This window comes from Acidobacteriota bacterium, from assembly GCA_016208495.1.
In the GTDB taxonomy this organism is placed as follows: Bacteria; Acidobacteriota; Blastocatellia; order Chloracidobacteriales; family Chloracidobacteriaceae; genus JACQXX01.
On record JACQXX010000174.1, the window covers coordinates 1 to 14851 of the forward strand.

At 48.4% G+C, this 14851-nt stretch carries 12 protein-coding genes; 7 read left to right on the plus strand and 5 right to left on the minus strand.

Annotation, left to right across the window (positions count from 1 at the left end; all coding sequences use genetic code 11):
• The 4 genes from HY774_29840 to HY774_29855 all read right to left on the minus strand — a co-directional run.
• The coding region (locus HY774_29840) for an AAA-like domain-containing protein (GenBank protein ID MBI4752712.1) at positions 1–1929 on the minus strand (1929 nt) is incomplete at its 3' end.
• A 12-nt stretch (positions 1930–1941) separates the two neighbouring features.
• A complete protein-coding gene (locus tag HY774_29845; GenBank protein ID MBI4752713.1) occupies positions 1942–3552 on the minus strand; it encodes a serine protease in 1611 nt (536 codons plus the stop codon).
• A complete protein-coding gene (locus HY774_29850) occupies positions 3549–5006 on the minus strand; it encodes a metallophosphoesterase (protein ID MBI4752714.1) in 1458 nt (485 codons plus the stop codon). The genes HY774_29845 and HY774_29850 overlap by 4 nt, the downstream gene beginning before the upstream one ends.
• 103 nt (positions 5007–5109) lie before the next feature.
• A complete protein-coding gene (locus HY774_29855) occupies positions 5110–6126 on the minus strand; it encodes a lipase family protein (protein ID MBI4752715.1) in 1017 nt (338 codons plus the stop codon).
• A 262-nt stretch (positions 6127–6388) separates the two neighbouring features.
• On the opposite strand from HY774_29855, the gene HY774_29860 reads away from it, so the two are divergent.
• From HY774_29860 to HY774_29890, 7 genes are all read left to right on the plus strand, one after another.
• Positions 6389–6928 (plus strand): peroxiredoxin, encoded by a 540-nt coding sequence (locus tag HY774_29860; GenBank protein ID MBI4752716.1) that lies wholly within the window; start codon positions 6389–6391, stop codon positions 6926–6928.
• A gap of 151 nt (positions 6929–7079) precedes the next feature.
• The gene (locus HY774_29865) at positions 7080–7613 is read left to right on the plus strand and encodes a carboxymuconolactone decarboxylase family protein (protein MBI4752717.1); all 534 of its coding nucleotides are present in this window, start codon (positions 7080–7082) and stop codon (positions 7611–7613) included.
• Between the two features lie 357 nt (positions 7614–7970).
• Positions 7971–8636, plus strand: a complete 666-nt coding sequence (locus tag HY774_29870; GenBank protein MBI4752718.1) for a VWA domain-containing protein — start codon at positions 7971–7973, stop codon at positions 8634–8636.
• 18 nt (positions 8637–8654) lie between these two features.
• On the plus strand, positions 8655–9446 hold the full coding sequence (locus HY774_29875; GenBank protein MBI4752719.1) for a protein phosphatase 2C domain-containing protein: 792 nt from the start codon (positions 8655–8657) through the stop codon (positions 9444–9446).
• A 135-nt stretch (positions 9447–9581) separates the two neighbouring features.
• Entirely contained in the window at positions 9582–10859 is a 1278-nt protein-coding gene (locus HY774_29880) for a hypothetical protein (GenBank protein MBI4752720.1), read from the plus strand.
• A 388-nt stretch (positions 10860–11247) separates the two neighbouring features.
• Entirely contained in the window at positions 11248–12162 is a 915-nt protein-coding gene (locus tag HY774_29885; protein MBI4752721.1) for a universal stress protein, read from the plus strand.
• Between the two features lie 31 nt (positions 12163–12193).
• Positions 12194–14122: a CBS domain-containing protein gene (locus HY774_29890; protein MBI4752722.1), complete on the plus strand. Its 1929-nt coding sequence runs from the start codon at positions 12194–12196 to the stop codon at positions 14120–14122.
• 19 nt (positions 14123–14141) lie between these two features.
• Here the strand turns inward: HY774_29890 and HY774_29895 are convergent, their stop codons facing one another.
• Positions 14142–14711, minus strand: a complete 570-nt coding sequence (locus HY774_29895; GenBank protein MBI4752723.1) for a DUF2569 family protein — start codon at positions 14709–14711, stop codon at positions 14142–14144.
• Between the last annotated feature and the right edge of the window lie 140 nt (positions 14712–14851).

Here is a 14851-nt window from a genome sequence, read left to right on the forward strand (position 1 = left end):
CCACACCTTGACCGTGTTGTCCCAACTCCCGGTTGCCAGCCGGTTTCCATCCGGTGAGAAAGCGACTGAGGAGACAGAGGCTGTATGTCCGGTCAGGGTGGCCACCGCCTGCCAGGTCGCCACATCCCACACCTTGACCGTGTTGTCCAAACTCCCCGTTGCCAGCCGGTTTCCATCCGGTGAGAAAGCGACTGAGAAGACAGAGTCTGTATGTCCGGTCAGGGTGGCCACCGCCTGCCAGGTTGCCACATCCCACACCTTGACCGTGTTGTCCCAACTCCCCGTTGCCAGCCGTTTTCCATCCGGTGAGAAAGCGACTGAGGAGACAGAGGCTGTATGTCCGGTCAGGTTAGTTAATACCCATGGATATTGTTCTTGCAGGTAATACCACTCAAATCCGCGTAAATCTGGAACGGTATTCTCATTTGGCCCAGCTTTGGGAATTTGGTTCTCCAATAATTCCAATGCTCGTTTAGAATCTATTTTTATAATTTGTTGAGCATTAATAATGTCAAAATCATAAATAAACTGACGAGTTTGTAATTCCATAGCTTCAGCGTGTTTTTGTGCCTCTTCAGCCCGTAGTCGTTCAGCCTCAGCACGACGCTCGGCTTCTTCAGCACGCCTTTGCTCAGCTTCTGCAATGAGTTGCTGGGTTTCCCCACTTTGACTTGCAAGTAAGAAATCGTGTTCATTTTTTGTCAGATCATTTTTGTTATAAGAAACTTCAAGTGCTTCAAGAAGTGCCTGCCCTCGTAACAAATAATCATTACTTTTCCCTGACTTGATCCATTGGTCAATCGAATCGGCTAAAAAGCGGTTCCCTTCCTTTTCCTTAACCCAATCAATATTAAAAACAGTGGCAAAGATTTTGTTTCGAATTTGCAGGTATTCTTTACCTTCTTGTACTTTGCTGGACGCCAGTCCAGTCAATCGCAGTTCCAGATGCGATGCACTGTTTTCTTCCAAAGGAACGGCGTTACTGTTTAATAAATGGCGATACACTTCGAGCATTTGGGCTTTTTGAGTGGTCGAACTCTTTTCATTAAACCGTTTTTCAGCATATTCAAGGTTGGTATCACTACTTTGACCCAGATTGAGAAAACATTTTTGGACGATTGTTTCAACCTGGTCTGTTTCGGAAATTCCAGATTCAAAATCTTCAAAAGTGAGTTCTTCGCACACTTTCTGGGTCATGTAAGGATGACCGTTGGTCCATTTGAACACCTCGCGAATCAGTAACTCTGAATCGCCTTCAAAATCCTGAAACCCATCTTTGAACCCCAGGGTTTCCTTTTCGGTAAAGTCATTGAGACGGATTGGCTTACCGATGTTAAACGGAGTCCGGGTTGCATCCTGGATCAAATCGTTGGGGGCTGCAACTCCGATCAAACAAAAGGTCAGTCGTTGAAAATCAGGAAGTTGTGCCCGTAAATCATACATGCCTTTGATCGAAGCAAAAAAATCATCTGAAGCATCCCGATTTTTGAGGGAAAGAATCGAATCAATTTCATCAATGAAAATGACGATGTTCCCGGAAATTTGCTTCAGGACAACATTGCGAAGGAACAACATCCACCGCCGAACTACAGAATCATCGTTGTGTGTTTCCCAGAATTCCTTCACCTGTTCTTGCAGATTGAGTCCAGTTTGTGCGTCTGCAAGTTCTTTCACCAGATCATAATACCACTGGTCAACAGTACTCGATTTTACACCAATGTTGAGTAAATCAATAAAGGCGCAGGCAATTCCATCGGCAATCAAGCGTTCAGCAACCTTCACCTTCAGGCTTGATTTTCCAATCTGGCGTGGGGCCAAAACATAGCAAAACTCACTTTTTCTGAGTTTGTCATACAATTCCTGGTCAGCCTGACGCTTGATATAAATGGAACCTGGCCGAAGCGCTCCACCGGATTGGAACTGGTACATACACTTTACCTTTTATGAAATCAACCGTCGGTAGAGTCCATATCGAAGACGGAAATGCTTCGATTTTTCCTCAATTAAGATGCCAGCCTTGACTAGCCGGTCACAAGCATCCTTATTTTGACAGGAGATGCTTTGCCCGGAGGTGTAATGGCTCAATTCCTCAATGAGTTGGGAATCCTGACGAAGGCTTTGTTGATAATTGTCAAGATACCCCTCAAAAAACAAACTTTCTTCGCTCAGGTCAGGTAAAGATTCACTGAAAGCTGTTTCATACATTACATGGCGGACAAGGTAAGGATGCCCACCAACCACATCCATCACTTGCTTGATTTGATCTGCATTCCAATGTAACCCGTACATGTGTGACAACTGTTCAACCTGTTCTGGTGTGAAGTCTTGAAGTAAAATTGGTTGAGTGACATTGAACGGTGACTTATTGCTACTTTTAATCAGGCGCGATGGATTATCGGAAATACTCATCAACAATCGGAATTTTCTCCACAGTGAGCTGGTTGCTCCATATTCAACCAGCGCCCGTAGCATTTCAAAGAATTTCTCACTGTTTTCCATATCTCGGATTGAGTCTGCCTCGTCAATTGCCAGAACAACAGGAGAATCGTGATAGGGTAAAACCACGTTTTGCAAGAAGTCCTTTAATTGTTGATCATTGCGGTTCCAAAGGGATTCGAAGTCAGGTTGATCGGGCAAGGCAACCGACATTTGCCTGAAAATTTGTCGAGCCAGTTCTTTCAGAAAAACATCCAGATTTTGTTTCGACTTTGGGTCAAACAAGCCCAGGTGTAGATGAAAAATTCTGAATTTCTGACTTGAATCAGTTTGGAGCTTATGCAGCAAATAACTAAAAATGGTTGTTTTACCGAATTTTGAGGGTCCCCGAAGAACCGCTGGGCTCCCGTTTTTAAGGTAAGAAAGCGCTCGGTTTTCTTGTTTCGGGCGGTTAATGTACCAAGCCAGATCAAAATGAGAAAAAGGGGGTTGTGGTTCAAGTTCAGGTGTTTTTGCCTCTGGAGGGAGCATTTCTTCAATGTAACGGGTGGGGCATGCATAGAGAATGCCCATTTCTGCCCGACTAAGTTCGTCACCCTGATTGGTGGGAATGATTCGTTTTAAGTGACCGATAATGTAGCCGTTGACATTAACTGGAGTTCCTGAAAACCCTTGTGGTTGGGCGCCCTTTCCGATTGCGATCTGGTGTGAAAACAGGACGATAGCGTCACTTTTCGAAGGATCAATTCCGTTCGGGTCCAGAACATCGCCAGTTAAAGCCAGTCCTGCACCTTGGGTAATTCCAGGAAATCCATAAGCTCTCCAGGGAGTGGCACTGTCTACGGTTTGGGTCAATTTGAGCGGTGCTACACCAGCCAACGGAGCTGATAATTCGAGTAATGCACAATCGGCTTTTTCATTGCGTTTGACAAGCGTGGCGGTTAGCTGTTGCTCCCCAAAGTAGACTGTAACTTTACCATCAACAGGAATTGACCGTACAACGTGGTCACAGGTTGCCACATACTTGCCTGCCACCAGATATCCGGTTCCCATTGATTTTTCAGTTTTTATCAAACCACAAGCCTTTTTAAACTGCTCGAAGACACTCACACTCATTTTGATTCTCCTTTTTTATTCATAATTGGGTTGATGGTGTGTTTGTCCTGAAAGGTAAATACATCGGCGTTGACGACTTGATCCCCATCCAGGTCAATCCGGGCAAAGGTGGGGATTTGCATCCGGTATGGGTCCAGGTTGTCATTCATCAGGTCGTTGGCAAATTGCGTCAGATCGGCTTTGGCGGCGGCTTCGTCGTCTTCGAGCATTGAATCCGGCAGGCGCATCAGGTCTGCCCAGGTCCCGGAGTTGAGGTAGACAGCAGACTCTCCGGTTTCAGTTTCAATCGGAACTCGTTTGGCCAGGTGGGTATGGCCGAAGACAATCACTTTAAACCCGTTTTTGGCAAAGGCTTTGGCTGGTTTGAGGTAGGCTTTGCTCTCTTCGTTGGTGTCAAAGGCCAGTTTTTGGGCATCCGCAAAAAGCCGGAGCGCCTGATAGAGCCGATTGATCTGGTTTTCGCGGTTTTCTTTCTCCCGTTTGGCTTTCCACTCTTCAAGAAACGCCTTGATGGTTAACATTGGGGAACTGAATGAGGCGATAGTGCCATAGTCAATGGCACCACGGTCAAAGTTGATTTCGTCGGATTCCATTTCACCGACAAGTCGTTCAGCTTCAGCCAGGTAAAAACTCTTTTCGACGTCGGGTGTTTCTGAAATGTCATACGAGATCATGCCTAAATCTCTACGCCCCCGAGCCGAATCAATCAAGTTTCCAGTCAGCGTGAGCAACGGTAACTTGTAAATACCTTTCAGTTCTTTCAGTACCGAAGGATCAAGTACCGCCAAAAGTGGGATCATGGCTTCTGTTTCCGGCTTGAGCAAATCAATGAACGGATATTCTTTTTTTAACCTGTTCATGAAGATTGTCACAATGGCACTGCCAGGAATTCTGGGTAGCTCCGGCGGGTCTTCTTTTCTTGAAAGCGCTGACCGGACCTGGCGAAGACCATCGTGTGGGACGACATTGAATGCGTCATACCGGTTGCCGTGTTCGATAATCACCGGGCCGTCTACAAATGCCTGATTGTCATAGAGAAACTCGACGTGGCGACCCCCAAGTTTTTCCAGCAGCAACCGTCGCGGGCCCGGAAGGGACAATTCAATGTCGTGGTTGCCCAGCATCAGGGTTAACTCACATCCCGAAGCTACAAAATCAGCCAGCGCCGACCAGATATCTTTTTCCGGTTCAGAATGGCTGGTGTGCTCAAAAATTTGGGCTAGCTTGTTCGTGGCTGCAAGGTCAGTCCCGGTAAATTCCTGGAAGGGCTCTTCGGCCAGAAAGTCCACGATGTCTCCGGCCAGGACAAGGTGAATTTTTCGATCTGGATTTTTCTGGCTGGAAACCCAGCGGATAAATGCAGCCAGTCGCTCTCGCGTCGCTGGAGGACACATCTGAAATCCAGTACTGCCTCCGAGATGCAAATCTGAAATCACAAAAATGCTCTTTGGCATAATGGCTCCCGTAAGTTTCAGGCAAGGCATAAGCAACAACACCTGAAACGGAAAACAAGTGAACTGACGTGAGACAAGACAAAATTGGGGAAAGGATTTGGAATCAGGCCGAAGGACGATTATTCCAACAATTCACAGCATAAAACAAAGGGGAGTGATCAATTAATGATTCAACTGAGCCTACCAGGATAGAATTCACAAACTTTCCTAGCAAAGATGGCTCATTGGCCAGTTGACCATCATTGTTAAAATAAAAGACCTCTCCGACATGAGAGTATCTGACAAAAAAGTAAAGGAGGGGCAATTCCAGAACTGGTGGCACGATGTCGCGATGATTGACGAATCGAAACGCCGGGATAGTGAGGCTTTTGAAGTCATTTCGAAAGGCGGCATTTCCTACGCAGGGGGCGCCAAACGTAAAAACTTCAATCGGAACACGATTGGGAAATTCCTTGCCAAACCGATAAGCGGAAAGCATCGCCAGTGCTCCACCAAGACTGTGACCGGTAAACCAGAGCCGGTCCAGATTCCGCGAGATCAAAAAACGGCTGAGTTTGTCCCACACCAAAGACAGCGCCTGAAGAAACCCAGAGTGAATTTTCACTCCACGCCCGACGCTGAAGGGAAGAAAACTCGCATCTGTGAGTACATCTTTCTTTATTTCAGTAAGTTTTCTGATGATCGCGACGGGATCCCGTTCATTTTTGAGAATTTCAGTTCCGCGAAAGACAATGGCAGCGGTTTTCTTTCCGGAAGCCTCTTCAAATTCAACCCCAACACAAAACGTAGACCCAGCCGATAAATCAGTTACCCTGGGAACCGGATTCTCAGCCGTTCCAAGATTGGAAAAAGCGGTTTGGACAGCCGGGAAATTGTCATAGGCAAGCAATGCAGCTTCAGCAAACCACCAGGCATGGCTCATTGGTGGCTGGGCGTTTGTAGCAGGTTGATATGAATGACCAGAATGGTTGAATCCTTCAAACATTGTAAAGTAATGAAACCGATGAGTTTGACCGTCTGGAATATTATACTGGTATTTGTGTGCATCGCGTGGAATTGTGTTTGGCGGAAGGAGATTGGAAAGCTTAAGCGTCGGAACTGGCTTTAGATTTTGCGGCATAAATCCTCCAGAATCGAATGGTGGTTGAGGTCAAGTGTGTTGGGTTCAGATTTCTGGAAAATACAACCTTTTCAATTATTTCGCATTACTTTCAAAACAAATCATCGGTCATCAAATTTCAATGATAGTTTTAGGTTATCGTTTCGATAAAAACAATATATTTTACTTATCGAAATTCTTCGCCTAGAGTGCCGCCATCAAGTAAGTTTTCAACCATACGAACATTCATAAACAACAACCCAACTTTTTTGGAGGATAAACAATGTTAGGCGTAGGAGATCTTTTCCCGAAGTTTCAAGTCACGGCCACTGTTTCAAACGACATCAAGAATGCATTCACCGAAATCAATAATGACACGTACCAGGGTAAATGGCTGGTGGTGTTCTTCTGGCCCAAGGATTTCACCTTTGTCTGCCCAACTGAAATTGCCGCGTTTGGCGACCTGAATCAGGAATTTGCCGACCGTGATGCCCAGGTGCTCGGTGCCAGCACCGACTCAGAATTTGTTCACCTGGCCTGGCGGCAGCACAAGGAAGAATTGAACAACCTGCCGTTCCCGATGCTGGCGGATGTGAAACGTGATTTGACCACCGGTCTGGGAATTTTGGATAAAAATGCCGGTGTCGCCCAGCGTGCAACGTTCATTGTTGACCCGCAAGGCGTGATCCGCTTCACGATGGTGACCGACCTGAGCGTAGGCCGCAACCCGAAAGAAGTCTTGCGCGTCCTCGATGCGCTGCAAACCGACGAACTCTGCCCCTGCAACTGGCAAAAAGGTGAAGAAACCATCGTCGTTGCCTAAAACCCTTCACGAGTTGAATCACTCAACTCATTGATTTCGAACAAATTCAGCGTTCAGAGAGAAAAAACCGGGAAAGGAAAATTGGGAAAGCTTATCAACTATCCCAGTTTCCTTTCCCACCAGTTCCCGGTTACTTCATAAGGAGCAAGCCATGGCGATTCAGGCTATCAAGGATCAACTCGGCGATTTTGCCAAGGATACAAAATTAAACCTGTCGAGCGTTCTCACCGAAGACGGCGCGCCCGACCTCAAGAAAAATCAGATTTTTGGCATTGCCCTGGCTTCGGCGTATGCCACCAAAGATCGTCAACTGGTCGTGGAAATCCTGTCAGAAGCCAAAGAAATTTTGTCAGACGCGGAAATCAACGCCGCCAAAGCCGCTGCGACGATTATGGGCATGAACAATGTCTATTATCGGTTCCAGCACCTGGTTTCAGATAAAGACTACACCACGATGCCCGCCCGGCTGCGGATGAATGTCATCGCCAACCCAGGCGTGAAAAAACTGGATTTCGAATTATATTCGCTGGCTGTTTCAGCCATAAATGGCTGCGGACGCTGCATTGACGCCCACGCGGACTCGATTGTGAAAGAAGGTCTTTCCAAAACCGGCGTTCAATCCACTGTTCGGATCGCTTCGGTGATCAGCGCTGCCGCGCAAGGACTTTTTATCAATTCTCTGTAATACCAGTTTGTAGTCAGTAGATCGTAGTCAGTAGTTCACTAACTTCAATTGATTGAATTACTTGACTGTTTTCTAAGACGATCACTTCATTCCAAAATGGTATAAGCTTCAACTCACCCAATTGCATAGCTCCCTGTTTGACGGAGGATGTTGCCAACGACATCCTCCGTTTATTTTTTTCCTGTATCGTTCCCACTTTCTGATTTGGGATTGGCTTTGGGAAGCACACTTTGGAAGATTCCAGATGGTTCGTGTAAGCTACGGGGCCTCTAACCCATCCAAAGCGCACGAGACCTGTCCTCCAGGCTCCCCGTGCCGTATTTTACACTTGCTCGCAGGAGTCAAACGAATACCCCTATGCCAAGACTGGAAGATGCAGTGGAGTTTGCCGAAAACCCAGAGCCACGGTGTCCCTGTGTGTTGTTGCTCGATACGTCGGGCTCGATGAATGGCCAGCCGATTACGCTGCTCAACGAAGGATTGCAAACCTTTAAAGAAAATCTCAATCAGGACGCCCTGGCCAAAATGCGGGTTGAAGTGGCCATTGTGGCCTTCGATAGCCAGGTCAAAGTCGTTCAGGATTTTGTGACGGCTGATCAATTTGAACCCCCACTGCTGACTGCCCAGGGCTATACCCATACCGGTTCGGGAATCAATAAAGCGCTCGATATGATCCAGGCTCGCAAAGCTCAGTACCGCGCCAACGGGGTTGCCTACTATCGGCCCTGGGTGTTTTTGATCACCGATGGCCAGCCGTATGGCGAAATTCAAGACGTGATTGACCGCGCCAGACAACGGATCGCAGACGATGAAGCCAATAAACGGGTGGCTTTCTTTGCCGTTGGTGTCGAAGGCGCTGATATGGATCAACTCACCCGACTGGTCGTGCGCACGCCGCTCAAGCTCAAAGGATTGAATTTTAAGGACATGTTCACCTGGCTTTCAGTCAGTATGCAGCGGGTGTCACACTCCAGGCTTGACGAACAGGTGGCGCTACCACCGCCAGGATGGGGGACCGTTTAAATGGCGGATGACACCTTAATGCCAGAAAGCCCGACCCCATCAGACTCAGAGATTCGATGGCGTGTCAGCGGTACTTCGGTCTGTGGTTCAAGCCACCTGCGACACAATCAACCCTGTCAAGATGCCTGTCAGTGGCAGGTGGTCAATTCCAGATGGCTGGTTGCCGCCGTCGCTGATGGGGCGGGTTCGGCCACGCACGCTGAAATCGGTGCCCGTCTGGCAGTTGAAACGGTTGTGGCTCATCTGGCGGCCCAAATCACCGCAAATCAGTTTGAGATTGAAGCCGACGCAGTGCTCCAGACCTCCTTAACTGATGCCTTTCAAATGGCACGACTCAACCTGGAACAGGAAGCAGAGGTGCGTGGGATTGCGCTTCGCGAACTCGCGACGACGCTGGTGGCGGTGGTGGCTCATCCAGAACTGGTTGCCGTCGCTCAAATTGGAGATGGTGCCGCAGTTGTAAAACCCCAACGTCTTGACCCGGTTGCCCTGACAATCCCACAAACCGGAGAGTACCTCAACCAGACCTTGTTTCTCAGCGCCCCCCAGGCACTGACTCAAATTCAGACGGTTGTCTGGCGTGGCAGCCCGGCGCAACTGGCATTATTTACCGATGGCCTCCAGTTGCTTGCCCTCAAATTGCCCGAGGCTACGGCGCATCGTCCGTTTTTCACCCCCCTGTTCCAGTTTATTGCTGAAGAAACTGATCCAGCGTCTGCCACCGAACAGCTCATCAGTTTCTTACATTCAAACCGCATCCGGGAACGCGCTGACGATGACCTGACCCTGGTGCTGGCAACCCTTGAATGAAGAATGAAGAATTTCATTTGGAAATGGAGTGATCGGATTGGACAACGGTCAAATAATTCAATCAAATTGGTTTAGTGAACTACTGACTTCTGACTACTGACTACTGACTACTGACTCCTCCCATAATTCACTTCAATGTGCCTTCAACGAAAAAAAAGCGGAGATTTTGTTTTCCTGAATGATTCACAGGTGCTGGGCACTGGCGGTGAAGGGAAAGTCTATGCCATTCCACAAGATGAATCCCTGGTTGCGAAAATTTACCATTCAGCGACTGATGTGCCAGCGTCAAAGCTGCTGGCCATGTTGGATTATTCCCCAGTTGATCCAGCCCGTGAGGAGCATCACGCCTCGATTGCCTGGCCGATTGACCTTTTAATTGATCCAGTTCATCCGGGAACGGTTCTCGGCTATGTCATGCCCAGGGTCGAGAACATGCATCCGATCTTTGCTTTCTACAACCCGGCCAGCCGACTGACTACCAGCCCTTTGTTTACTTATACTTACTTGTACCGGACAGCTCGAAATCTGATGGCGGCTGTGACTGCGCTACACGACGCCGGATGTGTCATCGGCGATGTCAATGAATCAAACATTCTGGTTTCGGAAACCGCGCTCGTGACGCTGGTTGATACCGATTCGTTTCAGATTCGAAATCTTCAATCGCAGGAAGTGTATCGCTGCCCGGTTGGAAAACCACAGTTCACATCGCCTGAACTCCAGGGCGTTCGATTTTCTGAAGTTGATCGAAGACCAGAGCATGATGTGTTCGGCCTGGCCGTCATTTTGTTTCAGCTTCTGATGGAGGGCACGCATCCATTTGATGGTGTGTACCAGGGAGTGGGTGATCCACCGCTCCAGGAAGAAAGAATCGCTGCCGGGCATTTTCCCTATAGTGGTGAGCCACGAATTCCATACACTCCGAAGCCGATTGCCCCACCGTTTGAGATTTTGCCTCCAGCCATTCAATCCCTGTTTCGCCAGTGTTTTGAAGCCGGGCACCATGATCCTCAAAAACGACCTTCGGCCCGGCTCTGGCGTGATGCACTCCGTGACGCAGAGAAAAATCTCATTGAGTGTACTGCCCGACCGCTGCATACCTACAGCCCGCATCTTGCAGTCTGTCCCTGGTGTGAACGCACTGAAAAGCTTGGTGGACGCGACCCGTTCCCCACACTTGAAGAAGCCCGCGAACTTTCCGCGTCACGCAAAGCCAGAGCCCGTTCAACCACTGGTCAGACCGGGGCAACCGGACCTTATGCCTATCAAACCGGTGCTGGTGTTGCTGCTCCGCAAGCAGTTCAACCTCAGGAAGGCATTGGCTGTAATGCCGGATGCGTCGTGCTTGTTTTTTTAATTATCTGGGTGGCGATCATTATTACTGGCGTTGGCGTGCTGTTGTCAGTGTCAAGGTAGCGAACAAGAGCGAGTAGCGAGTAGCGAGTAGCGAGTAGCGAGTAGCGAGTAGTCAGAAAAAGCCTTTCTCAGTAGAGTCAGCGAGAATTCTAACTTTGATACTTATGGGTTACTCAAAGTTTGAAATGTAAATTTAATCTGTGATGGATTGACTACTCGCTATTTGCTACTCGCTACTCGCTCTTGTTCGCTACTCGCTACTCGCTCTTGTTCGCTACTCGCTACTCGCTCTTGTTCGCTACTTGGCTCAATGTGCGGAATTCTGCGCAAGAGGTTGGGAAAAATTTCTCCGCCAGGATTGCTAAGTGTTGAAAACAGGTATCTTGGGAGAAGGCACGAGGGTTGCTTAGGGGAAAGCACGTACAATTTTTCTCAAGCGAGACTGTTTATGCTTTCGCCAAGACGCATTCTATTTGAGCGGATACTCTGTCCAACGGATTTGACCGAAAATTCTGATGATGCCCTCGGATATGCCATTACTCTGGCACGGTTATTTGGTGCAAAGCTGCTGGTATGCCATAGCGTCGAAAGTTTATCTGACAATTTTGAGGCTGAGGTTCTCCGTGCGGAAGAACACCTCAAGCAAGCGGTCTTACAACGCCGTGGAACCCGAACGGTCAATTCCTTTAAATGGGAAAAAATTGTATCCAGGGGAGTGCCAACCAGTGTGCTCCTCCAGGAAGCGACTCGCAATCAGGTTGATTTGATTGTGATGCGGTCAGGTCGGCATACCAATACCACGATTCTGGAGTCAACCTCTGAATATTTATGCCGTACCGCCCCTTGCCCAATTTTGATTACCCACTTTAAAGACCGCAACTGGATCAGCCCAGAACACGATGAGGTCAACCTCAAACGGGTACTGGTTGCCTACGATTTCTCAGCCGATTCAGAACTGGCTTTGTCGTATGGGTTTTCCCTGGCCCAGGAATTCCAGGCCGAATTGCATGTGCTCCACGTCTTGCCACACAGTCCTAAATCTGAAGTACCGGAACTGGCTGGACTTCCCTCGATTGATGAACTTGCTTTCCAAAAAGTGATTGTTGCCTTACGGAGTGCGGTGCCTTCCGATGCCAGCCCGTGGTGTGAAATTCGGCAGGTCGTACGGATTGGCTACCCATATCGTGAGATCTTAAATTATGCGGAAGAGGCTCAGATTGATTTGATTTGTATGGGGAGCAGCGGTACTGGTTTTGGACCAAAAGCGTTATTTGGCTCCAATTCGGATCGGGTCCTGCGCCAATCTCCGTGTTCGGTTTTAATTGCACGACCATCTGGCTCTCAGGTTGGGGCCTCACATTAACTGTTTGATTTCCTCGAAGGGTGCCGACGCCATGGGCGAACAAAATATCAAATTTGAACTTGAAGGAGAGCAGTTGCGTGTTTTTACAAAAGCGCTCTTGAATGATTTGCGGGCGCTCGAATACCTGATAGAGAACAACTTGATTGAATCAGATATCACCCGAATTGGTGCCGAGCAGGAATTGTTTTTAGTTGATCAAAGTTTTCAACCCGCACCTGTTGCCATTGAGTTATTGGATTTGCTCAAGGATGACCATTATACAACTGAGCTGGCCAAGTTTAATCTTGAAATCAATCTTGACCCTCTGGTCTTTGAAAATCGGTGTTTTTCGGTTTTAGAAAAACAAACGCTGGATTTGCTCAATCGAATTCGCCAGCAGGGGCAAGTGATTGGGATTCACCCGATCCTGGTTGGTATTTTGCCGACGATCCGCAAAGCGGACCTTGAGCTTGAAAATTTGACGCCCAAACCCAGGTATCTGGCACTGAATCGGATATTGAATTCGATTCGCGGGCAGGATTATGAGTTCTATATCCGTGGAGTGGATGAACTCAGTGTCAAACACGATTCGATGATGGTTGAATCATGCAACGCCAGTTTTCAGGTTCATCTGCAGGTCAAGGCCGAAGAATTCCCCCAACGCTACAATATTGCCCAGGTGCTGGCCGCCCCCGTGATGGCCGTGTCTGGCAATTCGCCTCTGTTATTTGGCCGCCGGTTGTGGAGCGAAACCCGCATTGCTGTCTTTCGGCAGTCGGTGGATACACGAGCCTCAAGCCAGTTTCTGCGCGAACGCAGCACCCGCGTCACGTTTGGCTCACAGTGGGTGAAAAATTCAATCATTGAGCTGTATAAAGAAGACATTTCCCGCTTCCGCCCGCTCATCGGAGGCGAATTGGACGAAGATGCCATGGATGTGGTTCTGAGCGGCGACATTCCAAAACTCAAAGCCCTGAAGCTGCACAACGGAACCGTTTACCGCTGGAATCGTGCCTGTTATGGGATCAGTGACGGAAAACCACACTTGCGGATTGAAAATCGAGTACTCCCCTCTGGGCCGACCGTGATTGATGAAGTGGCCAATGCAGCCTTCTGGCTTGGCTTAATGGAGGGCCTGCCAAAGCATTTTCCGGATGTCTCGCAGTTGATGAATTTTGAAGACGCCAAACAGAATTTTTATACCGCCGCCCGGCTTGGGATGCTCGCCCAATTTACCTGGCTCAGGGGAAGAGTTGTTCCCTCTCAACAACTGATTCTGGAGGAACTGTTGCCAATTGCCCGCGAAGGATTGAGTTCACGAGGGGTGGCCAGTGAAGACATCAGCCGATATATGGACCTTATCGAAGACCGTGCCCGAACCGGGAAGACGGGTTCGACCTGGCTGCTTCGGTCTTTTTCAAACCTCAAGGCTCGCACCAATGGAAGCCAAGGCGAACAACTCAATGCACTCACCTCTGGAATCATTTCCCGTCAAAAGGAGGGCATCCCTGTGTCAAAATGGAAGCTTGGCGATCTGGCTGAAGCCGGTGATGGAAAACAAAATCACCTGCGAGTTGATCAGTTTATGACCACTGATTTGTTTACGGTTCAGGAAGACGAATCCATTGATCTGGTCGCCAATCTGATGGACTGGAAGAAAATCCGCCATGTGCCGGTGGAAAACAGCAAAAATGAGCTGGTTGGGCTGGTTTCCTATCGCAGTCTGCTCCATTTGATGGCCCGTGGCTGGTGTGAATCAGATCGGGTCAAACTTTCAGTCTCAGATATAATGAAGCGAGACGTCATTACAATTGCCCCGGATACATCAACCCTGGAAGCGATTCGACTTATGCGCCAGAATCGAATCAGTTGTTTGCCCGTGATCAAGCGCAACCGGCTGGTCGGAGTTGTCACCGAACGCGATTTTATGAACATCACCCATGAGCTGTTGGAAAAGATGTTGCTCAATGAGCAGCGGTAACATCTGATTCAACCTGTCTTCAGGAAACACCGAGATAGACAAACTGCCCCTCAGTCGGAGGGGCATAGGTAATGGCGACGCGTTTTGACTTGTAAAAATAAGCCAGCCAGACCAGTGAATTCAAAAGAATTCTGAACAAATCCTGACCATATTGGAAGGCAATGGCTTGTTTTGACTGATCGGGAAGTGGGATTAACCCCACCACGAACGCCAGTAACACCAGGGCTAAAGGTTGTGAAACCAGGAAGATTTTGGCGAGCCTGACCGCATTGGGTTGGATTTGCCAGAGCCAGATTCCAACGATCATTCCAAACAGCATCAGTGCCACATTGACTGTGGATTCACCGATAAAATACAGCCAGAATTCTAATGGGACAGCATCTCCAAGTCTTGTTAATTCAAGTGTTTGCACTCCAACCTGAAATAATGTGACCATAGGCCGGAGAATGACCTGGCCGATACAAAAAAACAGGAGCCAGCCTCCAACACCTCGGAGACGCTCAATCTCTGGATCTCCACCTTGAAAGATCGTTTGCATTGTCCACACCCGCTTTCTCAGACGAATCGAAACGCTGGATTCGTCAATCATTGAACTGGTTGCGAGTTTTAAGCCTTACAAAACTCCCGTAAGTTGATGAGGGTAAAGGCCAGAAGTTTGAAGCCTAAATGACGTTGGGCATAGCGCTCAAAGCGAAGAAGAACACGCCTGAATTTGTCTTCCCAGGCAAA